We start from the raw sequence: 25,493 nt of genomic DNA, 5'->3' as shown, positions 1-25,493 counted from the left end.
TGAAACAGCTTTCCGCCGACTCAATTGTTCGATGATTTTGTATCCATGGGGAGACAGACCAATGAAACTGGTTTCAGCAATCATAAAACCGTTCAAGCTGGACGATGTACGCGAATCCTTGTCCGAAATCGGCATTCAGGGCATTACCGTCACTGAAGTTAAAGGTTTCGGTCGCCAGAAAGGCCATACCGAACTCTATCGCGGTGCTGAATATGTGGTGGATTTTCTGCCTAAAGTCAGAATCGACGCCGCCGTATCCGACGATGTGGTTGACCAGGTAGTGGAAGCCATCAGTAAAGCCGCTCAAACCGGCAAGATTGGTGACGGTAAGATTTTTGTGGTGCCACTTGAGCAGGTTATTCGCATCCGTACCGGTGAATCCGGCCACGACGCGCTCTAATCCGAACTCTTGATTACACGCCTGATGGAGGGCTGAACAATGGAAGAACTTCTTCTTACAACGGCAAGTGAGGTCAAGCACCTTGCCTATGCTATCGATACCTTTTACTTTCTGATCTGTGGTGCACTGGTCATGTGGATGGCCGCTGGTTTTGCCATGCTTGAGGCCGGTCTGGTTCGTGCCAAGAACACCACGGAAATACTAACCAAGAACGTCGCACTCTACGCCATCGCCTGTACCATGTACTTGCTGTGTGGTTACTACATCATGTACAGCTCAGATGGCGGTGCTATCTTCCCCAACTTTGGTGGTTTGATTGGTACTGAAAACAGTGTTGCTGAAGTGCTCTCTGGTGATGAAGACGCACCTTACTACTCTATGCGTTCCGATTTCTTCTTCCAGGTCGTGTTCGTTGCAACCTGTATGTCAATTGTGTCCGGTGCCGTTGCTGAGCGTATGAAGCTTTGGGCATTCCTGGCCTTTGCTGTTGTCATGACAGGCTTTATCTACCCAGTCAGCGGTTTCTGGACTTGGGGTGGCGGTTTCCTCAGCGAAGCAGGCTTCTCTGACTATGCAGGTTCCGGCATCGTTCACATGGCGGGCGCTGCTGCAGCCTTGGCAGGTGTTATTGTACTGGGTGCTCGTAAGGGTAAGTATGGTAAAGACGGTCAGATCAACGCCATTCCTGGTGCCAACATGCCGCTGGCAACACTAGGTACCCTTATCCTGTGGCTGGGCTGGTTCGGCTTTAACGGTGGTTCAGAGCTGAAAATGTCTAACATAGACTCTGCCAACAACGTAGCACAGGTGTTCGTGAACACCAATGCGGCAGCGGCGGCTGGTGTCATTGCGGCACTGATCTTTGCACGCCTGTGGTTCAAAAAAGCCGATCTGACCATGGCACTTAACGGCGCACTGGCAGGTCTGGTGGCAATCACAGCCGGACCTCTGACACCTTCTGCTCCTGCGGCTGCGTTTATCGGTGCTATCGGTGGTTTGATCGTTGTTGTCTCAATCATCATGCTCGACAAAATCAAAATTGATGATCCAGTAGGTGCTATCTCTGTTCACGGTGTTGTCGGTATCTGGGGACTGCTGGCAGTTCCTCTGACTAACGGTGATGCAAACTTCGGCTCTCAGATTCTGGGTATCGTCGTTATCTTCGCCTGGGTATTCATTGCCAGTCTGATTGTCTGGGTTATTCTGAAAGCCATCATGGGTATCCGTGTGACTGAAGAAGAAGAATATGCAGGTGTCGATCTGGCTGAATGTGGTATGGAAGCTTATCCTGAGTTTGCTACCTCGAAAAAATAAACCTTGATCCAATCAGAGAAGGGGCCTTTATTGGCCCCTTTCTTTTTTACCGCATAAGCTGTTTTGAAGAACTGAGCCAGTATAGACACGTCAGATATGCTTAGGCTGAAGAATGCAGGTATACTTCGCCTTAACAATTATCACAGGAAAACCACGTCTGCTGTTGCAGCAGATCTTTGAGGAGTGTAACCATGAAGCTGATTACTGCGGTCATCAAGCCGTTTAAACTCGATGATGTACGTGAAGCACTGTCTGAAATAGGCATTCAAGGCGTCACTGTCACTGAGGTTAAAGGCTTTGGACGTCAGAAAGGCCATACCGAACTCTACCGCGGCGCTGAATATGTAGTCGATTTCCTGCCAAAAGTAAAAATTGAAGTGGCTGTAGATGATGACATGACAGACCAGGTCATCGAAGCCATTAGCAAAACGGCCAATACTGGCAAAATAGGTGATGGCAAAATTTTCGTCACACCACTGGAACAGGTTATCCGTATTCGTACCGGTGAAACCGGGCCTGACGCGCTGTAATGTTCAATGAGCCTGTCTGACGCTATTTCAGGCAGGCTCAGCTGGCAAACAAACCGTCAATCTGAAACCGCCTTCACTTAAATTCTCGGCACGTACTTCACCACCCAGACGTCTGACAGCACCGCGTAGAATACTCAAGCCCAGTCCGTAACCCTGTTGGGTTGACCCACCGCGGACAAAAGGTTCAAAAATATCCTTCAACAGACTGGCATCTACACCCGGACCATCATCACTGATAGCCAAACACAGTTGCCTGCCCTGACGATAAGCGGTTAATAATACCTGCCCACCTGCTGGTGTGTACTTCAGTGCATTTTGCAGTGCATTACCCAGTATGCGGTTCAGCAAGACACTGCTCTGTGAAAAAGTCAGTGAGTCAGGTTCTATCCGCAGGCTGATTTGATGATCTGGGTAGAGCAGTGAATAATCCTGACGTATTTGCTCCAGCAGGGGTTTCAGTGGCGCCGGCGACTGCAGCTCCAGGGTCATATCATCCAACCGGGATAGCGACATCAATTCATCAATCAGATGCGCCAACTGGTCGCACTCTCGACTGATCTGACCATGCAGCGCATTAATCTGCTCACCGGATTGCTGTTCCAGAATGCCGGCAGCGACCTGCAACCTTGCCAGGGGAGCCCGTAATTCATGCGACACATCCCTAAGCAGATTTTGACGCGCATTCAATGTTTTTTCCACATAGCCCGCCATGGAATCAAATTCCCTGGCCAACTCACCGATTTCATCGGTTCTGCGACTGAGATATCCCTCAGTACGGCTACTCAGATTTTGCTCATCATAGAGCGAACGGGCAAAATCTCGCAGTCGGTTGACCGGTCGAACCACCAGATAACTGACCAGCAACGCCACCAATGCCGACATAACCAGAATCAACACCATCTGTACCGACAGCAAGAAGCGCAGCATCCGCTCAAGATGTACCGGCTGTTCAGGCAAGGGCATATCTACCCGATAGCGTTTGCCGGTATCCGATTCAATCACAAGGCTTGCTGTTTCAGTAGCTGGAATGGGGTAGCGGAAATCGGAAATGACTTCACCATCCGCCAAGTTTGTAACGCGTAGTGGTATACGACCACGCCCGCCTCTATCTCCACCCCCACGAGATGACTCATGTATACCGATTTCATGGCGTTCGACAATCAGTTGCGCATGCCCTGCGGCTTTCGCTTCAAGCAAATCCTGCCAGTGACGGGTTTCACTCACCCGCAACAAGCCATACACCAACCCACCCATTAGCACGGCACTAATCAGCCAGGTGGCCAGAAATATTTTCCAGTAAAGGTGCTGATGCCATCTCATGCGCTGGTCCTGATAAACTGATAACCCTGTCCACGCACGGTTTTGATCAACTCAGCAGCCGAATCTGATACCTCCGCCAGCTTCTGGCGAACCCGACTGACATGAACATCCAGCGCACGATCATAAAGAGTGAGTTTTCGATGCAACACCTTTTCAGTCAACGATTCTTTACTCACCACTTCACCGGCATGGCTCATCAGGGTGTGCAACACATTAAATTCGGTACTGGTCAGTTCTAGAGGCTGATCCAGCAGGCTCACCTGGCGTGTGGCCGGGTCCAGATAAATGCCAGATAATTCCAAAGCTCGGGAAGCAACAATCGGCGCCTGGCTGCGCCGCAACACCGCACGGATTCTGGCCAGTAGCTCACGCGGATTACAGGGTTTCGGCAGATAATCATCGGCCCCCATCTCCAGGCCCAGAATACGGTCTATATCATCACCACGCCCAGTGAGCATGACCACCGGCACCTGGATGGCTGGACGCAGAGTCTGCAATAGTTCCAAGCCACTTTTTCCCGGCATCATAATATCCAGAATCATCAAATCAGGCGCTTGATTGGCCGATAGCCACTGCTGCGCCGCTTCAGCCGAATGTGCCAGACTGACCTGAAATCCCTCGTGGCTCAAGTAGTTACTCAGTAACTCACAAAGGGACACATCATCATCAACGATCAACAAATGTACGGCTTTATTCATAAGGCACTCCTTTAGGCCTCTATCATAAGACGATTTGATACCAGTGCACGTGCCTTTACGCAACTTTACCTTTACGCAACCCTGCTTTGCACTTACCTGGCGCATACTTAATCCATCGAAAAACGATTAAACCAAGAGGATTTCAACATGAAAACTACCAAACTGGCTCAACTGGGTATTTTAACGCTGGGTCTTGCCATCGGCACTATGGCTCTGGCTCAGAAAGGTCCAGGCCCAGGTGATAGAGAACCTCCTATGCAGCGTTTTGCTGAAACACTGAACCTCAGTGAAGAGCAACGCAGCCAAATGGAAGCGCTCTGGGAAGAAAATCGCGAAGAACGCGAAGCTCAACGGGAAGCCATGCAGGCCAAACACGCCGAGATGCGCGAACGTTTAAGTGCGATTTTAACCCCTGAGCAACTGGAACAGATGGATGAGATGCGCGGCAAAAACCCTCAGGGATTCCGTGGTGACCGACGTGGTGGCTGTGATATGGAGGGACGCCCTGACCGAGGCGAGCGTCGTGAAATGCGCCAGGAACAACGTCAAGAACAGCGTCAGAACAGCAACTCTTGAACACACCAGACAGCAGCCGATGAACGGCTGCTGTCTTAGTTCAGACTGTTCGGGTAAAAATCAGATCCCAGACACCATGGCCAAGATTCTCACCGCGTTTCTGAAATTTCGTGACTGGACGCCACTCCGGCTGAGGCGCATAAATCCCAGTACCCGCCGTATTCTCATAGCCATCGGCCGCTGACATGACTTCCATCATATGTTCGGCATAGGGCTCCCAGTCCGTTGCCATATGAAACTGCCCACCTACTTTCAGTTTTTCACGCAGGCTCTGAGCAAACGCTGGCTGTACTATGCGGCGTTTATTATGACGTTTTTTGGGCCAGGGGTCAGGGAAAAACAACTGCAGTGTATCCAGACTGGCATCGGCTATACAGTGAGATAAGACTTCAATTGCATCATCGCAGAACACCCGGATATTGGTCAGTTTTTCTTCCTCGATACGCCCCAGTAAGCGCCCGACGCCAGGCGGATGCACTTCAATACCAATAAAGTTTTTCTCCGGCATCTGCCGCGCCATCTCAATCAGGGAATCACCCATGCCAAAGCCGATTTCCAGCACTACAGGAGCCTCCCGGCCAAAGCACTCGGCATAGTTCAACAGCCCGTTTGCCAGCTCCAGACCATACGCTGGCCAAAGCTCGCGGAAGTGGCGCTCCTGCCCTTCGGTCATGCGTCCAGCGCGGACAACATAGCTGCGCACGCGCCGGTTAGGCCGTTCTTCAATAAGATCCGTATCTGTTGTCATATCGTGTACCTGTGGGACTTAACCGGACTTATGCGCTAGTGGAGCGCCCGGCATATAAAGAAATAAACAAAAATAGCCAGGCAAAGATCAATGCCACACCCCCAAATGGGGTTATGGTGCCCAGCTGTCCTATCCCACTCAGCGCCATGGCATAGAGGCTACCGCAAAACAGCAACATACCCAGCATGAAGGCTAGAGCACTGGCGCGTAACCAACGGCAACTGGTGCTTTGCTGTAAACACCCGACCGCCAGCAATGCAGCCACATGCCAGAACTGGTACTCCACAGCGGTCTGCCAGGCGGCCAGCATGCGCGGCTCCAGCAGATCTCGTAATGCATGCGCGCCGAAAGCGCCCAGGATTACGGCAAGCATGCCAGTAAAAGCTGCAATCAGGAGAGTAAGCCTAGCTGAGTGAGTCATGATCAGACCTGTATATGCGCCGCTTCTGCGCATCCATACGTCCGCGGCATATAGCGCCATGGACGGCACATATACAGAAAATGCAGGAGCAATTTTCTGTATATGCGCCACTACTGCGGCTTTCAAGAGAAAAGCAGTTACACTCGATCAGGCGACCAGGGTAATGGCTTCTCGGATTTTTTTCATCGCGTTCTTTTCCAACTGACGAATACGCTCAGCAGACACCTGATACTCAGCCGCCAATTCATGCAAGGTAGCTTTTTCATCCGCCAACCAGCGACGATTGAGTATTTCGCGACTACGTTCGTCTAAGTTATCCATCGCTGAAACAAGTTGTTGCTGTGACGTCACTTCCCAGTTTTCGGCTTCCAGACGCATGGCTGGATCAGCCTCTTCGTCTTCCAGATACTGAGAAGGTGACCAGGCGATCTCATCATCGTCATTCACTGGCGCATCGAAAGAGGTATCAGCCGACGCCATACGACCTTCCATCTGACGGACAACCTGCGCATCCACACCCAGATCATTTGCAACCGCTTCTACTTCACTGTTATTCATCCAGTTAATGGATTTTTTCTGTGAACGCAGATTGAAAAACAATTTACGCTGCGCCTTAGTGGTGGCAATTTTAACGATGCGCCAGTTGCGTAAAATAAATTCATGCATCTCAGCCTTGATCCAGTGCACGGCGAAAGACACCAGACGCACACCTACAGAGGGATCAAAGCGTTTTACTGCTTTCATCAAGCCGACGTTGCCTTCTTGAATCAGGTCGCTCAACGGCAGACCGTAACCGGAGTAAGACTTGGCAATATGCACGACAAAGCGCAGATGGGATATAACCAGTTGACGTGCAGCTTCAAGGTCCTGTTGATAAAACAGACGCTCAGCCAATTCTCGCTCTTCTTCGGCATTGAGAATAGGAATAGCACCTACGGTCTGGACATAGGCGTTAACATTACCGCCCGGTGACAGATGTTCAATAACCCGCAAGCTTGTGCCCATGTTAATTATAACCTCTGTTTTTTGCTGAAATTTTCACTACCACTGTGACCTAATTTTACCTGAAAAGTTCAGTTATGTGCCGTCTGAAAAGAGTTCGGACGATGAAAAATAGCGGTCTGACGGCAAAAAAGCAAGCCCGTCAACTTGGCCCTGCCTCAACCTAATCGGACCTATCTGAATAAAATTGATATTTATCATTTTTATCCAAGTGGATATCAACGTAATATTCAAATATGAAAACGATTATCATCTTCATTGTCAATATTATATGAGCATTTAGAATAATGTCTATCATGCCCAGATTTTGTATACAGCTAACACTGCTAACCTGCTGCTTGAGCCTGTCAGGCCTGGCTGAGTCGATGCATACAAACAACGCTACTCAAGCAAGACTCCTCCTATCAGGCCCCCCGGCCGTTGTTTCCTTTCCTCTTCTCCACATGATAGAAAGCGGTGTACTTAATGACCTGGCCCAGCACATCGAGTTCCAAGTCTGGACCAACCCCGATCAATTGCGTGCCCTATCACTAAATGGGAATGCTGATTTTATCGCGATGCCGACCAATGTGGCAGCCAATATGTACAACCGTGGTGTACCGTTGCGACTGGTGAATGTCTCTGTATGGGGCATACTCTGGATGGTTTCACGTAATCCTGATATGAAAACACTGGCTGACTTTCAAGGTGAAGAAATTGCAATCCCCTTTCGAGCAGACATGCCAGACATTATGTTCACTTACCTAGCTGAGCAGGCAGGACTGGACCCACACAAGGACTTCACGGTGCGCTACACAGCCACCCCCATGGACGCTATGCAGTTACTTATTATGCGTAGAGTTGACCATGCTCTGTTGGCTGAACCCGCCGTATCCATGGCCTTGCGTAAAACCCGTTCCTTCCCACTTTCTGTGGTTGCACCGGACCTTTATCGGAGTGTTGATATGCAACAGGAATGGGGACGCTTACTGCAAACCAAGCCATTTGTCCCTCAAGCGGGAATGGTTGTATTGGGAGAGAAAAGAACAGACGGCATTTGGGTGGCTCGGCTAGAGCAAGCCTACGCTGCATCCTATCAATGGTGTATTGCAACCCCACAGGCCTGTGGTGAAATGGCCGCTCGGCATATTGATCTATTAACACCAGAATCGGCTACCGATGCAATTGAAGCCTGGCCGGTTCATTACGCAACAGCCAGCGAGTCTCAGCAGGCACTACAAGATTTTTTACAGCTTCTACTAGAACGTGAACCCGCAACAGTGGGTGGGAAGCTTCCAGATAATGCTTTTTACGGCTTGAAACCCTGATTTCGATGCGCTTTCATCGAGTGATAGCAGCCTCACTGGCTTATTTATGGAGCGGCTGGGGTGCCATAACCAGTTTGTTATTATTCTGTGCATTATGGGAAGGCGTAGGACGATTTTATGGTGATCTGGTGTTACCTGGCCCTATGGCCACAATACAGCAGTTGGTGAGCATGTTTGAAAGCGGCATCGCATGGCCAACACTGGTTATCTCTGCTCGACGTGCGCTATTCGGACTGGGTTTGGCACTATCAATCGGCACATTACTAGGCTTGATTGCTGGCCGTTCAATGACTGTCGCTATGATGGCTCGCCCGCTGGTGACATTGTTGCTAGGCATGCCTCCCATCGCTTGGCTTGTGCTTGCAATGCTGTGGTTTGGCATGGGGGATGCCACACCGATTTTTACTGTTTTTGTGGCCTGTTTCCCGATAGTGTTTGCAGGCGCCATGCAAGGTAGCAAGATGCTGGATAACAAACTAAAGGATGTTGCGTACGTCTACCGCCTACCTGCGCGAATGGGGCTGACGGATGTATTCTTACCTCAAATCATGTCCTATCTGTTTCCAGCCTGGATTACCGCACTGGGAACTTCCTGGAAAGTCGTTGTTATGGCCGAATTACTGACTACCGTTGATGGCGTCGGTGCAGCATTAGCCGTATCACGAGCCCAACTCGACACAACCACCTCTCTAGGATGGATTCTAGCAGTATTGGGCCTATTGCTGGCACTGGAGTATCTGGTATTGGAACCAATCAAACGGCGAGTCGAAAACTGGCGTACAGGCATTACTGAATGAGCGTATTACATATCCGTCATCTTTCCCATCGTTACGGCATTACAGAAGCCTTAACTAATGTGAATCTAGACCTGCATGCTAGCGAAACACTCGCATTAGTCGGGCCGTCAGGGTGCGGCAAATCGACTTTACTACATCTAGTATCTGGATTACTCACACCGTCGGAAGGAATAATCCATTCGGAATTTAGAGGCCCGGCCTGTGTGTTTCAAGAGCCACGCCTAATGCCCTGGAAAACAGGGTTGGACAATATAGCGCTGGGATTGAAGGCACTGGGGGTTGCTGGAACCGCCCGGCGGAAACGCGCAGCAGATCTTGGTCAACGCATGGGCTTATCCCTTCGAGATATGGACAAATATCCCCACGCGCTATCCGGCGGCATGCAAAGCCGGGTTTCGCTGGCCCGTGCACTGGTGATCAATCCTGATCTGCTATTGCTGGATGAGCCCTTCACTGCGCTTGATATAGGGCTTAAAGAAGCACTCTATGCTGCGCTTGATCTGCAGATTGCCCAACAAGGTACGGCTGTCCTGCTAATTACCCATGACCTAATAGAAGCCGTACGTCTAGCCGACCGTATCGTAATGATGGTACCCAAACCAGGACGAATTTTATATGAGTTTCCACTGATGCACCCACACCACCAGCGCGATAGTGCCTGGGTATATCACACCATGGCAAAACTAATGCAGGTAGACGCCATACGTATCGGCTTCGGGTTGTCGGATGACACCTTGTCACCGTTCAATAGTCACCAACCGATTCAGGGATGCTCAGTGTGAACGTCTTTTCATTTACATCGAAACTCGAACACATACCCATATTGATGTGTGGTTTTCGACCTTTTTTCCTGCTGACAGCCGCCAGTGTGCCGCCATTGATGGCGTTATGGTTACTGAACTGGAACGGGCTGCTATCACTGAATCTTCCAGGAGGGGCGCTGGCGTGGCATGGGCACGAACTGATTTTTGGTTTTGTAACAGCGGCCATTGCTGGATTTGCTCTAACGGCCATTCCTGAATTCACCCGAACTGAGCCGATCAACCGACAGAGCTTGCTGCTTCTAGTGCTGCTGTGGCTACTGGCTCGAGGTCTCTATGCTCTGAGTGGTAGTTGGTCACCCCTTCTGGGGCTTTGGCCTGCCGCCTTAAGCAATCTAGCACTTTGGTTAGGCCTACTATGGCAACTAGGGCCATCGCTTTGGAGAGACCCTCAACGCCAGCACATGAGCTTTGCTCTAATCATGAGCGTACTAGCAGCCTTACAAATCGGTTTTTTTATAGCCGTTATGTTGCAACAAGATCCTTTGATCTGGTTAAGAATGGCAACTGGTGTCGTCATGATGTTGATCATCGTGGCCACCAGCAGAGTCTCCATGGCCGTGGTTAACCACTTGATCGAGCAGGGTAAACCCGGTGAGTTCGACAGTAGCAATCAGGATATTGGCTATCTTGCCCGACCACCACGCCGCAATTTGGCAATCTTTACCATCGGCGTATGTAGCGTAACGGAGTTTGCGTTGGGGCATGACGTGATTACCGGATGGACCGCATTGGCTGCCGCTGCCGCCATGCTTAACCTGTTGAACGACTGGCATGTCGGTCGGGCGCTGCTTACCCGTTGGGCGCTGATGCTGTATGCCAGTTATTGGTTCATTGCATTAGGCTATGGCTTGATGGGCGCTGCTTGGTTGGGGCTACCGGTAATACCATCTGCGGGCCGACATCTACTGATGACAGGTGCCATGGGATTATCCATTTTTGTGATTATGGCATTGGTCGGACGCATACACACAGGACGCTGGCTAGACACACGTATCTGGCTGATACTGGTCGCCGTGGGACTGGTGATCGCGGCCATACTTAGAGCCCTGGCAGGAATAGCTCCAATGCTAACCTGGATGCAGCCTTTGTTAACGGTATCCGGTGCACTCTGGGCAGGTTGTTTCAGTGTGTATCTGGTTATGAGCTGGCCAGTGCTCGCAGGACCACGTACAGACGATCAGATAAGCTGCGCCGAGCCCCTTCGAGAAGCGTCTAATAATTCTGGTGGACATGGACCTGCTTGTGGATAAAACGGTTTAACGATGAGTGAAGTTGCAGCAGTCAAATAAGCTGCTGCCCAGACCTCGTGTCGGCATCACGTGCTGCGGCTCCATATTAGGCGGTGGCAAATCAACAGCCTCGCACAAACCTTTAGGGTCCAACAGCACCAATTGTTTAGCACCGTGACTGCCAATCAAACCCGCACGCTTGAAACCGGTCAATTGGCGTGACAATGTCTCCGGCGTGATATTGAGCTGCCTAGCAAGTACGTGCTTGCTTGCCTGGCAGCGTCAGCCATGAGCGTCGCTGCTGCATATACAAATCCATAAGGTACAGTACTAGCCGTTGTGCGGCGTTACTCATCGTCAGCAGATCGATGCGATTGAGTGATTGGGATATGCGCATAGCCATTCCAGACATCAGTTCAAGGCTGAAATCAGGAGACTCCCGGCACACCTGCAGCAGGCTCTCTCGGGACAAGCGATAGCAGGTGGCATTGCCCGCTGCCTGGGCAGACAGCGGGTACTCTGGCAACTTGAGAAACATTACTGTTTCGGCCAAAAGATCGCCACTGGACAACGTCCGAAATACCTTGTTATCGCCACTGTAACTGGGGCGATACAACGTAATCGTACCGAACTTGACCAGAAAAAAATGGGTCGCCGAATCCCCCATATGAAATAGATGTTGTCGAGCCTTCAAACGAATCAGGCTGGCATTTTCCATCAGAGACTGGCGCGCTGTCTCAGGCAACTGAGTAAACACCGGTGTCTGATTCAAGAGCTGTTCCAATACAGAAATCTTCATACACCACCTTTCCCATTGCAAACCCGAGGCTCAAAAAGCATGGACTGCATGAAAGAATATCAGCCAACTATAACTGATAATGATTCTCAAAATCAAGAATTTCATCAAAGTGTATTTCATGAACTTTTCCCCTGCTTGCTCTATGTCCAGACCTCAATCAAGGTCAATTTTATGGAAAAAGAAACATTTTCTAAAAATTGATAATTATCATTCTTATTTGTAGCCAGAGGTCTATAAAGTCGAGTACTTGGTTATTGCCATGCCGGCCACACTCGACACGGCGGTGCGCAAGAACACCAGTCAATCGATTCAGGGAGACATTAACCATGAGGAGAGAGCCCTTGCAAACCAATATCACAGTTTACCAGCACGTTGAAAATACCTGGCCCCTACGCACATTCATCACCGCTATGCTGGCATGTATCATCCTGTCGGCCCCCTCTGCGTCGGCCCAAACGGCTATGGATATAGCATCATCAACGGAGACAGAAGATGAACAAGACCAAGCCGCGCAGCCATCGACCAGTGACATTACCCTCTTCCCCCTTATTATTCAGCATTCACTGATTGATATTGACGAACAAGGGTATAACGATGTTTACGATAAAAACATCACCAACTTGTATATCGACCGGGAATCGCTACAGCGCTACCAGACCGCCAACCCCGGCGACATCTTCAAGGGCATGAACGGTGTCTACAGCATGGACACGCGCAGCAGCCAGTCCATTACCCCCAATATCCGCGGCATCACCGGCGAAGGACGCACTCCCCTTACCGTTGACGGCACCGAGCAGTCCACCAACGTCTGGCTGCATTTCTTTGGCGCAGGCAACCGCAGCTATCTTGATACGGCATTGGTACGCAGTGTGGAAGTGGAAAAGGGCCCTTCATTGAGTCGCGGCATCACGAGCGGCGTCGGCGGGGCCGTGAATGTCCGTACCATCGAACCCAACGACATTATTCCGGAAGGCAACAGCTTCGGTATCGAGGTCGACCTTGAGACATCAGGCAATACCAGCAAGCCACGTTTCGACGCCACTTCCGTCTACGGCCAGGATTATCGCGACATCCCCGGAACGGAGCGGACCGCCGTCACAACGATCAATGTGCCCTCGCAGGACCCACGCATCAAGGGCGACGACAATATCCTCAACTTCGAAGACAATTCAGGAATGCTGGCCATCGCCGGGCGCAACGACTTTATGGATGTACTGCTGGCCCACAGCGAACGATCCTCGGGCAACTATTACGCCGGGAAAAGCAACGCCGACAAATATTCCGGACATGATCCTTATGCCGAAGATACCACAGACAGGTACATCCCCAACTTGACCAAGCTGTACTACCCGGGGAACGAGGTATTCAACACCTCCAACGAAACCAAAACCACGCTGTTCAAGAACAACTGGTATTTTCCCAACAATCAGCAACTGAGCCTGCAGTTCATGCGTACCGACCTGAAGTTTGGTGAAACCACCCCCGGTCAGTCGATTCTGCTGTGGGGCTACAGGGAGGGTGCGGAACAAGCTGAGCCGGACCGAGACTGGGCAAACGAACGGCAGTTCGTATACGAATTCCCGCATTCGGAGTTGAGGCTCGATAGATACAAGTTGAGCTACGACTTCAAGCCCGAAGGGTCGAACTGGCTCAACCTGGAAACCAGCCTGTGGCACACAAAGACAGAAGGTACCCGCTACCAGACCGGCGCCGCCCCCTACACAATCGATGTCGACCAGGCGACCTATGACGAACTGAATTTCTGGGAAACCGTCTGGGAAGAAGTGGCGCCAGGCATGATCCCGGAGCCGGAACACGACGGCACCATTGTCTCCAGGGGCCGTCAGTGGACCAGTCACGACCGCACCGGCTTTGACTTCAGCAACCAGATGCAGCTGACCGACTCTCTGCAATTCACCGTCGGCGGCGGCTACCAGAAGGAAACTCTGGACGAGAAGATCACCGGGGCTAATGGCCTGACCAGCACCACCGGGGGCGTGGCGCCGGATAGCGGCATGTTGTTTGCTTCCTCCGACCGCCTCGGCCCACGTTCAGGCGAGCGCAAGGAATACTCAGCCATGATGAACCTGGCCTGGCAGCCCACCAACTGGCTTACCCTCACCGCCGGCACCCGCTACCTGCACTACACCGGCAAGGATACCGGCACCGCCGAGCGCCGCCGCCAGCAGGAGGCATTTTTTGCGGCCAAGCGGGTCAAGACCGGGGAGAGGCTGGTCTACGGTGAGCTGTTAACGGAAGAGAAGGCGGATACATACAATACTCTCTTAAACAACAGGGCTGATGCTGACGCCGCGCTTACCCCGGCGGATTGGGATGCCAGAGCCAATGGGATGACCACGCCAGCCATGGCGGCGTGGGAAGAGGCTGGTGCTGCTTTCAATGCATTCAGAGGAGACGGAGTTTTCCGGGACGGTAACACCTCTGCCTATTACTGGACCCACGAAGTATTTGTACCCATGGTGGATGGCAAGCTGGATTCATCACAGAGTCCCCTTGCCGACTCCCCCATCGACCCAACTGAAACGGCTACCACGATCAATTCACAAGGGCAGGTGGTGGAGGCTCCTGTCAGAATCTATGACCGAACCAAAACGGCTGGCACCCATGGCGCTGCTGTCTATGAGGATATTGAAGCCGGCCAGGCCTGGGATATGCCCGAGGAGCAGTCCGGCGAAGCCTTCAGCCCTGTGTTGAGCGCCACCGCCCGGGTGACCTCCCATGGCACCGCCTTCGTGCGCTACGCCCAGACTACCCGCTTCCCCAGCATCAACGAGCTGACCTCCAGCGCCATCATCGACGGTGCCGGCACCGTCGGCAACTTGGCGGTAAACGGCGCCAGCAAGCCCGAGCGCAGCACCAACTGGGAGGTAGGCTACAGCCACAACCTGACCCAGTTCTTCCCTGCCCTGGCACTCGCCGACGTACGGGTAAGCTACTACAACACCGAAATTGAGGACTTAATCGACCGAACCTTCTATTACGATGTCATTCAGTACGACAAGAAGAAAACCAGTGGTATCGAACTGCAGTCCCGTTTCGACACCGGCGGTTTCTACGGCAGCCTCGGGGCTTCCTACCGGTTGAAGCAGGAGCTCTGCGACAAAGATTATGCTTACAGCATGGACCCCTACTACAACCGCATTCCCAGCTGTGTCACCGGCGGCTTCCCCGGCACCTATAGCGGCAGCAGTCTGCTACCCAGGTACTCCATCGACATGACCCTTGGCACCCGCCTGCTGAACAGCCGCCTGGACATGGGCTGGCGCGGCACTTACCACTCCGCGGTGAAAAACGACCAGTTGGATAAACTGCTGGCCTCCGAACAGGGTGTCTCGGATTATAACGATTACGCAATTCGGGATGCGTGGTTCCGCCAGGGCGTGGACACCTTCTACACCCCATCGGTGCTGCTGCATGACCTTTACACCAACTTCCAGGTGAACCCCTCCATCACCTTCAATCTGGGCGTGACCAACGTCACCGACGAATACTACCTGGACCCCATGGCCAAGACCCTGATGCCGGGACCAGGGCGCACCCTGACCGCCGGGCTGAAGGTTAATTTCTAGCTTTTTTGCTGGTTTTTATCGAAAAAAACCAGTGTTTCATCACTATCAATCAAGAGGAAAAATATATGAAAAAGTCAACATTAGCACTGGCAATCATGGCACTGGTGGGCAGCGGTACGGCCTTTGCTGCGTCCCCGAATGTGGAAGGCGGCAGCTCGGATATCTCCGGTGTGGAAACCGGGGAGTCCAATCACATCCTGTTTGGCGGCGGCAATTCCGGCGTGGCGCTGAACGGCGCCAGCAGCTACATCGACCTGGCGGACGGGCCAATCAACGGCTCCAACAACGCCATCGACGACCATGGCAACGGCGCCATCATGACGCCTGCTGATATGGGCCTGTTTGGCGGGCTTTCCGTGGCCCAGGTGTGGAAGGCCGACGCAGCGGTGAACGGCGGTGGCAGCAGCTACGCCAACTTCGCCATCAACAGCGTACGCCAGATCACCACTCTGTCCTTCGCGCCGCAGTTCGGCGGCCTGGTGATTGGCCAGGTGGGCGCCAACAGCACCGGCTCCGCCGCGGACCCGGCACAGCCCCTGCCGGTCGGCGAAGGTGTCTACTTCGGTGAATGGGCGCCCCGGGCCGACGGCACACCGCCCCAGGACAGCACGGACCTGAACATGGCCAGCAGCGAGCGCACCGTCTGGTACGTGGGTGACGATGCGGTCGATGCTTCCACCATGCCGACGGCCATTAGCGCCACCTACGGTGTGATCGGTATCAATGGTGTAGGCACTACCGCCGGCGGATCGCCGGATAACCCGAACCTGTATACCGGTACGCTGACCGCCAGCTACTCATCCGGCTCAGGCTCGCTTTCCGGGTCTATTGCTCGGGGTACCAGCACGCTGAGTTTTGCGAACACCTCAATTAACAGCGATGGCACCTTCAGTAATGGCAGCAACATCGACGGCCGTTTCTATAACGGCGCAGAAGCCCTGGCTGGCATTCACAAGGCTGGAGCGGGCGTCGCTGACGATGTTGCTTTTGGCGGCAGCAAAATCAGCGGCACCATCACGCCCTGATGCTTGACCACACTCCACTGGCTGCCACCAGTGAAGCGTGTCAAACCGACGATACCGGGTGAATCCTGGCTCGGCATCCATATCAGGACTTACCAATATGGGACCGGTTCGCCGGTCCCATTCTACCCAGCGCTAACCCATCTCGGAAGAGTTTTATGTTCTGCTGCTCACACCGCATTCCAACCAGACCTGCTCACTCTGGTTTATATCATCGCACAGCCCTGTGGCTAGTGTTAGCGGCACTGGCTCTGACCACTGCAGTACAAGCGGATGATGACGATACCCGTTTTCTGCTCGACCAGACTCACCGCTCTGCCGAACAACGAGCACAGGCAGAAGATACCCTGGCACCGCCGCCAGGCACCCTGATGTATGAAGGACATACTTATCAGGTACAGAACCAGCTACAGGCGCTGGAACCCGCCATTTATATTGCCATCAACAGCAACCAGTGGACACTGCTACCGGATTTTATCGCCCGTTACCAAAGCCTTTCAGGGCATCGTCCTGCTCTGGTAGCCATGGCACACAGCCTGCTAGCTCGCTTTCAGGGTAATTATCCACAGGCACTGCAACAGATGGAAAAAGCGCGAGAACTGGAGCCACAGGATCCACGTATTCGTCTGGAGCTAGCTCGATTAGAGTTTGAGAACTATCAAGATCAGCAGGCACTGGTTGGATTTATCCAGGCGCTGGACGCTGGCTTACCAGCCCATGCGCAAATGCTGGTACAGCAATACCAACAAGCACTTGAGAAGCGTGCTGATTGGCACGGCAGTCTGGCACTGGGTGCAGGCTATAACAGTAATATTAATCAAGGTAATGGCCACTATTCCTGCCTGAGTCAACTGGCCGGAATCTGCTTATTCGAACGCAAAATGCCGGAAGCTATCGACTCCAGCGTGCTTAAATATGAACTGTCAATGCAACGACGCTTTAACCTGTCCAATAACCATAATCTACGCCTGAACTTACTTAGCTATGGCAACTACTATGCGCAAACCAACCCGTCAGACACTGCTCTGATCTATGATTTCAGTCAGAACCTGAGTGTATTGCAGATGGGTTATCAATATCTTGATGCCAGTAATAGCCTATCACTGGCCCCTTATGTCGAACATAACTACCGCAACCGCCATAGCACCTATCTGGCTCATGGGCTGGAGCTTGAGTGGCGACATACGCTGAACCGACGCTGGCAGTTCAATACTCGGCTAGATGCAAAACGCTATGAATATACTCACAAAGAGCAGCAGATAGGTCGAGATCATAACCAGTTCCAATGGGGAGTGACTGCCAGCTATGCGTCGCACCCGAATACCCGTCTCTATGGTGGTTTAACACTTACCCTCCAAGAATACAATATCGAAGCCGCCAGCAATCAGGATTGGTCATTACGTAGCGGCGTATACCACGCTTTTCCAGGACCAGCCGGAGCTTTCGTCAATGCGATGGGTATCTACCGTGCCAGTCGTCACGATGCTCATGATGCCTTTCTAGGAGAGCGCCGAAGTGACCAACAACAGGTGTATATTGTTAGCGTAGGACTCAATGGCTGGACGCTGGCGGGCTTGATACCAGAACTACGAATCCGTCATAGCATAAACCGTAGCAACCTGGATTGGGCCTTTGGCTTTGAACAAAGTGAAATTAGTTTGATGCTACGCCGACATTTTTAATTGTCGTAAAGGTGGTTTACATCTGGCTCAATCACCACTTTCAGACGCTGAATGCACGGATATCTCAGCTCGGCTCGATTGCGCGCAAATGCCGACCAGTCGACATAAACCCACCGGCAAGTCCCAGTGCTGTTCCTGTTACAATCAAAATCAGGGATGTTTTTGCCGTCAGCCCCGTCAGAACAAAACTACTCATATAGAGTTCAGCCAGTTGATTAGCCGGTCCGGTAATCAGATACAAAGACACCTGAATCAATACGTAAGCCAACAGAGAACCGATCAAGCCGTACCAGAAACCCGAATACAAGAAAGGACGTCGTACCCAGGCATCAGTGGCCCCCACCAGCTTGGCAACCAGGATTTCATCCCGTCGACTCTCCAGTGTCATGCGCAGAGTATTACCCACCACCAGCAACACCGCCAAGGCCAACAACCCGCTCAACACCCAGCTAAATCGCTCAGCCATAAGCAGATAGGCATTCAAGCGCTGAATCCACTCCATATCCAGTGTGGCTTCGTGTACTTCAGGCAAACCGGCCAACTCATGCTGTAACTGCTGCAGGCCTGCCGTCGAATGATCAGCGGGCAGCACCAGAATGACGGCAGGCAAGGGATTGCTGTCCAGCAAGCTGAGCATCGTGGCAAACTCAGAATAACCCGAAAATTCGCGCAGCCCCTGTTCACGATCAATCAACTCAATACCTGATAGTCCATCGTGTAGCATCAGCTCCAGACTGAGCTGCTCAGCACGGGCATCACTCACATCCTGATTCAGATACAGCATGATGCGAGGGCTGGTGTCCCAACCACTACTGAACTGCTGAATATTATTGACTACGGTAAACATAAAACCGGGTAGTGCCAGTGCGATGGCCAACACAGCCAGGGTCATCAACGAGGCAATAGGTGTAACAGTGAGACGCAATAACGCCTGCAGCGCCACCTCCAGATGGTGACGCAACCAGCCACGCAGATGATCAGTCCAACTCACCCTGTGTGCTTCGGCACCTCGACGAGGAGCTTTGTCCTGCGGTTTAGCAGCCATCAGCAACTAACCTCCCACCACGTAACACCAGCGTGCGCCGACGCATACGCTGAATCAGTGACAGATCATGGCTGGCGATGAGTACGGTGGTGCCGATACGATTAAACTGCTCAAACAAGCGCATCACCCCTTCAGACAACTCTGGGTCGAGGTTCCCGGTCGGCTCATCCGCTAATAACAATGCTGGCTTGTGCACAATCGCCCGAGCAATACCCACCCGTTGCTGCTCTCCACTGGACAGTGCAATCGGATTTTGCTTTTCACGCATCAGCAGACCCACTTTATCCAGTGCGGCCCGCACTCGTCGTGCGGCATCGGCTGGATCATACCCGGCTATCTGTAAAGGCAGTGCCACATTGTCAAACACGCTACGGTCAAACAGCAGGTGATGATTCTGAAACACCACGCCGATACGTCGGCGGTGCTGCGGAATATTACGACGAGTCAGACTGGCCAGGTCGTGCTCACCTACCTGAACCTGTCCACGGCTGGGACGTTCCATCAGCATGATCAGCTTTAGCAGAGTACTTTTGCCCGCGCCCGAGTGGCCGGTCAAAAATGCCATTTCACCTGATTCCAGCGCAAAATCCACACCCGTTAGCGCATCAAAACCACCGCTATAACGTTTGCCTACATTGGTAAAGCGTATAGCTGCCATAATCAGACCTCAGTCAAACAGCGCATCAACAAACTCTTCGGCCCGGAATGGACGCAAATCATCAATCTGCTCACCCACGCCGATAAAGCGAATTGGCAGATTAAAATGCTTGGCGACAGCAAAGATGATACCGCCCTTGGCCGTTCCATCCAGCTTGGTCAGGGCAATACCAGTCACACCTACGACTTCCTGGAACTGCTTGGCCTGACTGATGGCGTTCTGTCCGGTGCCGGCATCCAATACCAGTAATACTTCGTGCGGCGCATCCGGATCGATCTTTTTCATTACCCGAACCACCTTGCTCAGCTCATTCATCAGGTTGTCTTTGTTCTGCAAGCGTCCAGCGGTATCGGCAATCAATAAATCTGTTTTACGTGCTGTGGCTGACTGCAAGGCATCAAAAATAACCGAGGCTGAGTCAGCACCGGTATGCTGCGCAATAACCGGCACCTGATTACGCTCTCCCCATACCTGTAACTGCTCCACGGCAGCGGCACGGAAGGTATCACCGGCTGCCAGCATGACTGACTGCCCTTCTGACTGGAAACGCTTGGCCATTTTACCAATAGTCGTGGTCTTGCCTACACCATTAACTCCAACCACCAGAATAACCCGCGGCTTACCCTCGGCTGGCAGAACCAAAGGCTGTTCAGCACCGGACAACAGGGCGATCAATTCAGCTTTTAGCTCGGCTTTCAGGGCCGCCGGATCTTTGAGTTGCTTGCGAGCCACTTTCTCAGTCAGGCTTTCAATAATGGCGGTGGTAGCTTCCACCCCTACATCTGACATCAGCAACAGCGTTTCCAGCTCTTCCAGCATGTCGTCATCAATTTCACTGCTACCACTGAACAGATCGCCCAGTTGGGCAGTCAGGGTCGCCTTGGTTCGGCTCAGACCGGATTTGATACGCTCAAACAAGCGCTGTTTACGCTGCTCTGGTGCTTCGGCCGTAACGACTGGTACGGGGGCTATTTCAGGCTCAGGCTCAGGCTCAGGCTCAGGCTCAGGCTCAGGCTCAGGCTCAGGCTCAGGCTCAGGCTCAAAAGATTCGACAACAGGTCGCTCAGTGTCAAGCGGCTTTTCTGAAGGCTCTTCAACCAGAACTTGCTCTGAAGTATCAACCTTAGCAACTGATTCAGCTTCCTTCGCGGCTACCTCCGGTTGAGGCATATCTTCAGTTGCAGAAACCGCTGGCGCACTGTCAGCTTGAGCCGTTTTTTCGATACTTTCTGGCTTAATCGCCTCTTTCGGCTTTTTCCGAGCCACAATAATAATGATGATAACCAGCAACACCAGTGCCGCTGCCATATAGGGCAGTAGAGCCGGGTCCAGGCCATTATTGAGCATCCAGGTGTTGATAGATTCCATAAAGCTGTTCAGTCCGCCTGCTAAATAGTAGATAAAGGTTGAAAAATTGCGTTATCTTACCACAGAGCGGCTGCTGACAAACCTGATCGGAACGAATATGCCACCATCGACGTATAAACCTCTGTTTAATCGACGCTACCTTTTTTGGTTGGCCTGGGCGGTCGCCATTGCCATCGTGTTACTTAGTGCAACAGGTAGAGAAAAGCCAAGGCAAGCCTTGCCTATCAGCTGGCAAGCCGAACCCACTCACTGGCGGATGCAGATCGACACCCAAGACCACTATCAGCTCGATGCGCTGCTTAGCACATCAGCAGCCTTCGGACTGACAGGGCGACAACTGCAAGCCACCCATTACCATGCCATCCGACAGCGTCTATCCCTGCCCGAGTCCGAGGCGCAGTTGAAGCAGTTTGGCTGGCAACCCAGCCTGACACACGAAACAGCGCTGATCCGTCTCAGGCTGCAAATGGCTGCCGAGCCCACTCAAACACAGCTCAATTGGTTATTGCAGCAACTACACGCTGCCCATTCCCCCTTAAATGCCGCTGAGCAGCAGCGTATTTTGGCCGAGTGGCGATTGGATATACAGCAACCAGAGGCCCGTCTGATGGCGGAACTGGAACACTGGCAAGTACCGATCATATCTGACAACAACCACTGGCAACTCTTACTCACAGGACCAGATCTTGAAGCGGGTGTGGGTGAACCTACTCAGGTAATCCCTGCAGAAAAAGATAGAGGCTTACCCAGTGCGACGACCTACCTGCTGGATGGCTACACATCTACGCCGCACCAACTACTGGCCTGGCCATCCCCGGCTATAACGGATACAAGCTCACTGGCCCTCAATCGGGCGGCGGTTTTGGCACTCCAGCTCGCGTTGCAGCAACAAAATGAGCGACGTAACTATCGCCTGATCTGGCAACCACTGCCACCGCAAAGCCACCTGGCATTGATACTGAGTGAGCCGCTGGTGAAAACCACCTCGGCGGTGCTACCTCAGCTGATTACTGACGAAATTTCTGATAGTCTGCTGCTGCAAGCACAAGCGCAACTACTTGAACAATTTTCAGAACGCTATAGCCATCCTGATTTTCAACACCAGTGGCTGGAGCTGACGGCCCTATTGGGATTACCTCTAGGGAGTGAACTCTCGTATGCAACAGCACTGCAGCAGCTCAGTGCCGATGCCATTCGTCAGCAGTTGCAGTTCTTACTCAATGCTGATCACCAGCTCAGCGTGACGCTTAAACCTTTCTGAAACTGGGAAATATGAACCAATGAGCCGACGCAACAGTGCAGCCCGCCGCCAAATCTTACCTAAAGATGACATTTCCACACTACGTATTATCGGTGGTGATTGGCGCAGTCGTAAACTCCCGTTCCCCACCATCGACGGCTTGCGTCCAACCCCTGATCGCGTCAGAGAAACGCTGTTTAACTGGCTACAAACCAGCACACCCGGAGCCGCCTGTCTGGATCTTTTTTGTGGTAGTGGTGCGCTGGGATTTGAAGCCCTGTCGCGCGGCGCTGCCTCGGTCACGTTTGTAGACAGAGCACCGGAGGTGGTACATCAGGTACGCCAGAATTTAAACCTGCTCAAAGCACAGAACGCTGACGTTATTTGTGCCGCTGTTCTTGACTGGCTGGAGATGAAACAGGCTGATCAGGAAGCGAGATACGATCTGGTATTTCTCGATCCGCCTTTCCGGCAGAATCTAATCAAGTCTGCCGCTACCCTGTTGGAAACGCGCAACCTGCTCAACAGTAATGCACTGATCTATATCGAAACCGAAAGTGACTGGCAAGCAGATGGTTTACCAGAAAACTGGGTGCTTTACCGTGAAAAAACTGCGGGCCAGGTCAGCTATCGGCTTTATCAACGTGATGAGCCACAAAGCACCATCTCTGAATCTGATCTCAGCTTCGCACCCCATCAGTGAATATCTGTGTCAGCAGCCGAGCCTGACTCATGACATCCTCACCGACCTGAACCATAGAACTGGCTATCAGGCTGTTCAGTACGCCTGACAGCGCCTGTGAGGCGGTGGTCAGGGGCAACTTTTTGCGTAGCATTTTTTTCTTTTTCGCTTGCTTAAGAAAATAATGAATGTGCTCGCATACGAGAGCCTGATCAGCCTCGACTTGTGCTCTCAGATTCAGTAGTTCTGGAAGCTCTGGATTGGTAAAAAATATTCGATAGGCTCGGCGATAAGAGACCTGTTCAACGTAAGCACGCACCACCCCCATCAGATAGTCATGCAGTGCTTGTAACGGGTCCTGTTTGGCCGACTGACGCTGCTCTATATATTGGAGCTCAAACGGGTGACCTGACATAAGATATAACTGCTGCAACAGATCATCACGGTTACGAAAATGCCAGTAAAGGGCGCCGTGGGTAACACCACTGGCCGCTGAGATTTCTTTTAAGGAAACCCGGTTAACCCCCCGCTCGGCATAAAGCGTCATTGCAGTAGCTAACAAAGTACGACGTGTCTGTTCTGCTTCTTCTTTTGTACGCCTAGGCATGACTTTCCCTCGATCAAGTGCTGTTCGTTTAAATTATCAACACCATGTATAAATGTAGGCTCTTAATCTACTGTTTTGCAAGCAGGAAGTGTTTATTTAACCAAAGTGTCATCTGCCAATCCACAGCCATACGGTGTAAAAGTCGCCTGAATATATAGCCAGAATGTATGGGTCTATTGCATTTATTACTGATTTAACTCAGGACATGCTATTTTTGTATTTGTGCCTTGCGAGCGTTTCCGTTAACATCCGCGCAAATACTCAGCAGAATCCCTGAGGATACTATGAATACGGCAGTCTACCCCGGCACCTTTGATCCGATCACTAACGGACACACTGATCTGGTTGAACGCGCCAGCAAGCTGTTTGATCTGGTTGTTGTTGCCGTAGCAGAGAGCCCTAAAAAAGGCCCACTACTGCCATTAGATCTCAGAGTTTCTCTAGCAAAGACCTCGCTCAGCCACCTGCCCAATATACGTGTTGTAGGCTTTAATTGCCTACTGGCTGAACTAATCAAGCGCGAAGGTGCCAATATTATTCTACGCGGCTTGAGAGCGGTGTCCGATTTTGAGTATGAGTTTCAGCTGGCCAATATGAACCGCAAGCTGAGCCCGGATGTCGAAAGCCTGTTTTTAACACCGGCTGAACATCTTACCTACATCTCTTCTACACTAATAAGAGAGATCGCTTCATTAGGTGGAGATGTCAGTCAGTTTGTACACCCCGAAGTATCGGATGCACTGATAGCATACCTGAGTTCAAAAACCGTATAACGAGTCAATGAGGTAGCCGAATGGCCTTAATCATCACCGATGAATGCATCAACTGTGATGTATGCGAGCCGGAATGCCCTAACGAGGCAATTTATCCGGGCGAAGAAATTTATGAAATCGATCCGAACAAATGTACCGAATGTGTCGGACACTACGATACACCTCAGTGTGTTGAAGTCTGCCCAGTCGATTGCATCCCTAAAGATCCCGACCATGTCGAGACTGAAGAGATGCTGATGGACAAATACAAGCAGTTGACTGGCCAATCATAATGGCCTCGTGGGCAGTTTCCACTGCCCACGTCCTTTATCTCGACCTCAAGTAGTGTCAAAACTTGATCGGTAGCTGATCCAGGCCGAATTCTGCATCCATACGCTGACCGACCAGATTGTCAGCCACCAGATGATGCGCATACTGCATATGCAGACAACGCACCTTATCCCACTGCGCGATCCCCCCTATCCCGAGTTTATTGAACAACTCCTGAAAGCCGAGGGCTTCAATCTGTGCACGATCAACGGCGTTCATTAATTGCCAGCGCTGCTCCACGTAGGCGATCTGCTGCTGCCGATAGACATCCCGAAGCGCGTCATCCTGCTGCAACTCGTCTTCCAGCGCTTTAATCCAGCCAGTACTTTCAATCCGCGCTATGGCTTTATCCAAATCCTGACTGCACAGCCAATAGAGGGTTGGAAAGGGTTTATCCGCGACCAGAGAGCGCATTTGCAGCACCACGGGCACACCCGCTGGTGTCGCATGCGCAATAGCGGCTATCCCTCTGGGTTTGCGCCCTAATTGACGGGTAATAATCTGCAGTTGTTCGGGGGTGGGTTGCATGCTGAATTCGTGCCTTGTCGCTCA

The 25,493-nt window shown here is 52.0% G+C and carries 27 protein-coding genes; 15 read left to right on the top strand and 12 right to left on the bottom strand.

Annotation, left to right across the window (positions count from 1 at the left end):
• Window positions 1-61: 61 nt before the first annotated feature.
• From glnK (ACN0R1_RS06360) to glnK (ACN0R1_RS06350), 3 genes are all read left to right on the top strand, one after another.
• Window positions 62-400, top strand: a complete 339-nt coding sequence (glnK, locus tag ACN0R1_RS06360) for a P-II family nitrogen regulator (protein WP_036520119.1) — start codon at window positions 62-64, stop codon at window positions 398-400.
• Between the two features lie 39 nt (window positions 401-439).
• Window positions 440-1,714 (top strand): ammonium transporter, encoded by a 1,275-nt coding sequence (locus ACN0R1_RS06355; protein ID WP_417581044.1) that lies wholly within the window; start codon window positions 440-442, stop codon window positions 1,712-1,714.
• Between the two features lie 191 nt (window positions 1,715-1,905).
• Entirely contained in the window at window positions 1,906-2,244 is a 339-nt protein-coding gene (gene glnK, locus ACN0R1_RS06350) for a P-II family nitrogen regulator (protein WP_036520123.1), read from the top strand.
• A 27-nt stretch (window positions 2,245-2,271) separates the two neighbouring features.
• Here the strand turns inward: glnK (ACN0R1_RS06350) and ACN0R1_RS06345 are convergent, their stop codons facing one another.
• Together ACN0R1_RS06345 and ACN0R1_RS06340 are read right to left on the bottom strand one after the other, a co-directional pair.
• On the bottom strand, window positions 2,272-3,564 hold the full coding sequence (locus ACN0R1_RS06345; RefSeq protein ID WP_417581042.1) for an ATP-binding protein: 1,293 nt from the start codon (window positions 3,562-3,564) through the stop codon (window positions 2,272-2,274).
• Window positions 3,561-4,262: a response regulator gene (locus ACN0R1_RS06340; RefSeq protein ID WP_417581040.1), complete on the bottom strand. Its 702-nt coding sequence runs from the start codon at window positions 4,260-4,262 to the stop codon at window positions 3,561-3,563. Before ACN0R1_RS06340 ends, ACN0R1_RS06345 begins: the two co-directional genes overlap by 4 nt.
• Window positions 4,263-4,409: 147 nt before the next feature.
• On the opposite strand from ACN0R1_RS06340, the gene ACN0R1_RS06335 reads away from it, so the two are divergent.
• Window positions 4,410-4,838: a Spy/CpxP family protein refolding chaperone gene (locus ACN0R1_RS06335; protein ID WP_417581038.1), complete on the top strand. Its 429-nt coding sequence runs from the start codon at window positions 4,410-4,412 to the stop codon at window positions 4,836-4,838.
• A gap of 40 nt (window positions 4,839-4,878) precedes the next feature.
• Here ACN0R1_RS06335 and trmB read toward each other — a convergent pair whose 3' ends face one another.
• The 3 genes from trmB to rpoH all read right to left on the bottom strand — a co-directional run bounded on the left by trmB (window position 4,879) and on the right by rpoH (window position 7,012).
• Window positions 4,879-5,586 (bottom strand): tRNA (guanosine(46)-N7)-methyltransferase TrmB, encoded by a 708-nt coding sequence (trmB, locus tag ACN0R1_RS06330; RefSeq protein ID WP_417581036.1) that lies wholly within the window; start codon window positions 5,584-5,586, stop codon window positions 4,879-4,881.
• Window positions 5,587-5,614: 28 nt separating this feature from the next.
• Window positions 5,615-6,040, bottom strand: a complete 426-nt coding sequence (locus ACN0R1_RS06325) for a DUF423 domain-containing protein (RefSeq protein ID WP_417581034.1) — start codon at window positions 6,038-6,040, stop codon at window positions 5,615-5,617.
• Window positions 6,041-6,154: 114 nt separating this feature from the next.
• Complete coding sequence (rpoH, locus tag ACN0R1_RS06320) at window positions 6,155-7,012, bottom strand: RNA polymerase sigma factor RpoH (RefSeq protein WP_417581032.1); 858 nt, start codon at window positions 7,010-7,012, stop codon at window positions 6,155-6,157.
• Window positions 7,013-7,452: 440 nt separating this feature from the next.
• Here rpoH and ACN0R1_RS06315 point away from each other — a divergent pair, with 440 nt between their 5' ends.
• Genes ACN0R1_RS06315 through ACN0R1_RS06300 form a run of 4 tightly spaced genes read left to right on the top strand, consistent with a single transcriptional unit; the run spans window position 7,453 to window position 11,187 of the window.
• A complete protein-coding gene (locus ACN0R1_RS06315) occupies window positions 7,453-8,316 on the top strand; it encodes an ABC transporter substrate-binding protein (RefSeq protein WP_417581030.1) in 864 nt (287 codons plus the stop codon).
• 5 nt (window positions 8,317-8,321) lie between these two features.
• On the top strand, window positions 8,322-9,113 hold the full coding sequence (locus tag ACN0R1_RS06310) for an ABC transporter permease (protein ID WP_417581028.1): 792 nt from the start codon (window positions 8,322-8,324) through the stop codon (window positions 9,111-9,113).
• On the top strand, window positions 9,110-9,895 hold the full coding sequence (locus tag ACN0R1_RS06305; protein WP_417581026.1) for an ABC transporter ATP-binding protein: 786 nt from the start codon (window positions 9,110-9,112) through the stop codon (window positions 9,893-9,895). Before ACN0R1_RS06310 ends, ACN0R1_RS06305 begins: the two co-directional genes overlap by 4 nt.
• Window positions 9,892-11,187, top strand: a complete 1,296-nt coding sequence (locus ACN0R1_RS06300; RefSeq protein WP_417581024.1) for an NnrS family protein — start codon at window positions 9,892-9,894, stop codon at window positions 11,185-11,187. The genes ACN0R1_RS06305 and ACN0R1_RS06300 overlap by 4 nt, the downstream gene beginning before the upstream one ends.
• A gap of 6 nt (window positions 11,188-11,193) precedes the next feature.
• Here ACN0R1_RS06300 and ACN0R1_RS06295 read toward each other — a convergent pair whose 3' ends face one another.
• Together ACN0R1_RS06295 and ACN0R1_RS06290 are read right to left on the bottom strand one after the other, a co-directional pair.
• Entirely contained in the window at window positions 11,194-11,379 is a 186-nt protein-coding gene (locus tag ACN0R1_RS06295) for a hypothetical protein (protein WP_417581275.1), read from the bottom strand.
• 37 nt (window positions 11,380-11,416) lie between these two features.
• Window positions 11,417-11,965, bottom strand: a complete 549-nt coding sequence (locus ACN0R1_RS06290; RefSeq protein WP_417581022.1) for a Crp/Fnr family transcriptional regulator — start codon at window positions 11,963-11,965, stop codon at window positions 11,417-11,419.
• 341 nt (window positions 11,966-12,306) lie between these two features.
• Here ACN0R1_RS06290 and ACN0R1_RS06285 point away from each other — a divergent pair, with 341 nt between their 5' ends.
• The 3 genes from ACN0R1_RS06285 (at window position 12,307) to ACN0R1_RS06275 (ending at window position 18,259) form a co-directional block, all read left to right on the top strand.
• A complete protein-coding gene (locus ACN0R1_RS06285) occupies window positions 12,307-15,555 on the top strand; it encodes a TonB-dependent receptor domain-containing protein (RefSeq protein WP_417581020.1) in 3,249 nt (1,082 codons plus the stop codon).
• A gap of 65 nt (window positions 15,556-15,620) precedes the next feature.
• Window positions 15,621-16,580, top strand: coding sequence for a hypothetical protein (locus ACN0R1_RS06280; RefSeq protein ID WP_417581018.1), 960 nt, complete (start codon window positions 15,621-15,623; stop codon window positions 16,578-16,580).
• A 155-nt stretch (window positions 16,581-16,735) separates the two neighbouring features.
• The gene (locus ACN0R1_RS06275) at window positions 16,736-18,259 is read left to right on the top strand and encodes a surface lipoprotein assembly modifier (RefSeq protein ID WP_417581016.1); all 1,524 of its coding nucleotides are present in this window, start codon (window positions 16,736-16,738) and stop codon (window positions 18,257-18,259) included.
• A gap of 64 nt (window positions 18,260-18,323) precedes the next feature.
• Here the strand turns inward: ACN0R1_RS06275 and ftsX are convergent, their stop codons facing one another.
• The 3 genes from ftsX to ftsY are packed head-to-tail and all read right to left on the bottom strand — an operon-like array spanning window position 18,324 to window position 21,330.
• Window positions 18,324-19,304, bottom strand: coding sequence for a permease-like cell division protein FtsX (gene ftsX, locus ACN0R1_RS06270; RefSeq protein WP_417581014.1), 981 nt, complete (start codon window positions 19,302-19,304; stop codon window positions 18,324-18,326).
• Window positions 19,294-19,962: a cell division ATP-binding protein FtsE gene (ftsE, locus tag ACN0R1_RS06265; protein WP_151058338.1), complete on the bottom strand. Its 669-nt coding sequence runs from the start codon at window positions 19,960-19,962 to the stop codon at window positions 19,294-19,296. Before ftsE ends, ftsX begins: the two co-directional genes overlap by 11 nt.
• A 9-nt stretch (window positions 19,963-19,971) precedes the next feature.
• The gene (ftsY, locus tag ACN0R1_RS06260) at window positions 19,972-21,330 is read right to left on the bottom strand and encodes a signal recognition particle-docking protein FtsY (protein ID WP_417581012.1); all 1,359 of its coding nucleotides are present in this window, start codon (window positions 21,328-21,330) and stop codon (window positions 19,972-19,974) included.
• Window positions 21,331-21,376: 46 nt separating this feature from the next.
• Between ftsY and ACN0R1_RS06255 the strand changes: the two genes are divergently transcribed.
• A complete protein-coding gene (locus ACN0R1_RS06255) occupies window positions 21,377-22,591 on the top strand; it encodes a hypothetical protein (protein ID WP_417581010.1) in 1,215 nt (404 codons plus the stop codon).
• Window positions 22,592-22,610: 19 nt separating this feature from the next.
• Complete coding sequence (rsmD, locus tag ACN0R1_RS06250) at window positions 22,611-23,273, top strand: 16S rRNA (guanine(966)-N(2))-methyltransferase RsmD (protein WP_417581008.1); 663 nt, start codon at window positions 22,611-22,613, stop codon at window positions 23,271-23,273.
• On the opposite strand, the gene ACN0R1_RS06245 is transcribed toward rsmD, so the two are convergent.
• Window positions 23,251-23,859, bottom strand: a complete 609-nt coding sequence (locus ACN0R1_RS06245; protein WP_417581006.1) for a TetR family transcriptional regulator — start codon at window positions 23,857-23,859, stop codon at window positions 23,251-23,253. The genes rsmD and ACN0R1_RS06245 overlap by 23 nt on opposite strands.
• 284 nt (window positions 23,860-24,143) lie before the next feature.
• Between ACN0R1_RS06245 and coaD the strand changes: the two genes are divergently transcribed.
• On the top strand, window positions 24,144-24,632 hold the full coding sequence (gene coaD, locus ACN0R1_RS06240; RefSeq protein ID WP_417581004.1) for a pantetheine-phosphate adenylyltransferase: 489 nt from the start codon (window positions 24,144-24,146) through the stop codon (window positions 24,630-24,632).
• A gap of 20 nt (window positions 24,633-24,652) precedes the next feature.
• Window positions 24,653-24,904 (top strand): YfhL family 4Fe-4S dicluster ferredoxin, encoded by a 252-nt coding sequence (locus tag ACN0R1_RS06235; RefSeq protein ID WP_417581002.1) that lies wholly within the window; start codon window positions 24,653-24,655, stop codon window positions 24,902-24,904.
• A gap of 55 nt (window positions 24,905-24,959) precedes the next feature.
• On the opposite strand, the gene ACN0R1_RS06230 is transcribed toward ACN0R1_RS06235, so the two are convergent.
• A complete protein-coding gene (locus ACN0R1_RS06230; protein ID WP_417581000.1) occupies window positions 24,960-25,469 on the bottom strand; it encodes a DUF501 domain-containing protein in 510 nt (169 codons plus the stop codon).
• Window positions 25,470-25,493 lie beyond the last annotated feature (24 nt).

The sequence above is a fragment of the Nitrincola sp. genome (assembly GCF_048264025.1).
Classification (GTDB): domain Bacteria; phylum Pseudomonadota; class Gammaproteobacteria; order Pseudomonadales; family Balneatricaceae; genus Nitrincola.
The sequence above is the reverse complement of the archived record's forward strand: the minus strand, read 5'-3'. Positions and strand labels throughout refer to the sequence as shown.

What these genes read in the sequence shown, in the direction of transcription:
- glnK (WP_036520119.1), top strand. Translation starts at nt 62, where the DNA reads ATGAAACTGGTTTCAGCAATCATAAAACCGTTCAAGCTGGACGATGTA.
- ACN0R1_RS06355 (WP_417581044.1), top strand. Translation starts at nt 440, where the DNA reads ATGGAAGAACTTCTTCTTACAACGGCAAGTGAGGTCAAGCACCTTGCC.
- glnK (WP_036520123.1), top strand. Translation starts at nt 1,906, where the DNA reads ATGAAGCTGATTACTGCGGTCATCAAGCCGTTTAAACTCGATGATGTA.
- ACN0R1_RS06345 (WP_417581042.1), bottom strand. Translation starts at nt 3,564, where the DNA reads ATGAGATGGCATCAGCACCTTTACTGGAAAATATTTCTGGCCACCTGG.
- ACN0R1_RS06340 (WP_417581040.1), bottom strand. Translation starts at nt 4,262, where the DNA reads ATGAATAAAGCCGTACATTTGTTGATCGTTGATGATGATGTGTCCCTT.
- ACN0R1_RS06335 (WP_417581038.1), top strand. Translation starts at nt 4,410, where the DNA reads ATGAAAACTACCAAACTGGCTCAACTGGGTATTTTAACGCTGGGTCTT.
- trmB (WP_417581036.1), bottom strand. Translation starts at nt 5,586, where the DNA reads ATGACAACAGATACGGATCTTATTGAAGAACGGCCTAACCGGCGCGTG.
- ACN0R1_RS06325 (WP_417581034.1), bottom strand. Translation starts at nt 6,040, where the DNA reads ATGCGCAGAAGCGGCGCATATACAGGTCTGATCATGACTCACTCAGCT.
- rpoH (WP_417581032.1), bottom strand. Translation starts at nt 7,012, where the DNA reads ATGGGCACAAGCTTGCGGGTTATTGAACATCTGTCACCGGGCGGTAAT.
- ACN0R1_RS06315 (WP_417581030.1), top strand. Translation starts at nt 7,453, where the DNA reads ATGATAGAAAGCGGTGTACTTAATGACCTGGCCCAGCACATCGAGTTC.
- ACN0R1_RS06310 (WP_417581028.1), top strand. Translation starts at nt 8,322, where the DNA reads ATGCGCTTTCATCGAGTGATAGCAGCCTCACTGGCTTATTTATGGAGC.
- ACN0R1_RS06305 (WP_417581026.1), top strand. Translation starts at nt 9,110, where the DNA reads ATGAGCGTATTACATATCCGTCATCTTTCCCATCGTTACGGCATTACA.
- ACN0R1_RS06290 (WP_417581022.1), bottom strand. Translation starts at nt 11,965, where the DNA reads ATGAAGATTTCTGTATTGGAACAGCTCTTGAATCAGACACCGGTGTTT.
- ACN0R1_RS06280 (WP_417581018.1), top strand. Translation starts at nt 15,621, where the DNA reads ATGAAAAAGTCAACATTAGCACTGGCAATCATGGCACTGGTGGGCAGC.
- ACN0R1_RS06275 (WP_417581016.1), top strand. Translation starts at nt 16,736, where the DNA reads ATGTTCTGCTGCTCACACCGCATTCCAACCAGACCTGCTCACTCTGGT.
- ftsX (WP_417581014.1), bottom strand. Translation starts at nt 19,304, where the DNA reads ATGGCTGCTAAACCGCAGGACAAAGCTCCTCGTCGAGGTGCCGAAGCA.
- ftsE (WP_151058338.1), bottom strand. Translation starts at nt 19,962, where the DNA reads ATGGCAGCTATACGCTTTACCAATGTAGGCAAACGTTATAGCGGTGGT.
- ftsY (WP_417581012.1), bottom strand. Translation starts at nt 21,330, where the DNA reads ATGGAATCTATCAACACCTGGATGCTCAATAATGGCCTGGACCCGGCT.
- rsmD (WP_417581008.1), top strand. Translation starts at nt 22,611, where the DNA reads ATGAGCCGACGCAACAGTGCAGCCCGCCGCCAAATCTTACCTAAAGAT.
- ACN0R1_RS06245 (WP_417581006.1), bottom strand. Translation starts at nt 23,859, where the DNA reads ATGCCTAGGCGTACAAAAGAAGAAGCAGAACAGACACGTCGTACTTTG.
- coaD (WP_417581004.1), top strand. Translation starts at nt 24,144, where the DNA reads ATGAATACGGCAGTCTACCCCGGCACCTTTGATCCGATCACTAACGGA.
- ACN0R1_RS06235 (WP_417581002.1), top strand. Translation starts at nt 24,653, where the DNA reads ATGGCCTTAATCATCACCGATGAATGCATCAACTGTGATGTATGCGAG.
- ACN0R1_RS06230 (WP_417581000.1), bottom strand. Translation starts at nt 25,469, where the DNA reads ATGCAACCCACCCCCGAACAACTGCAGATTATTACCCGTCAATTAGGG.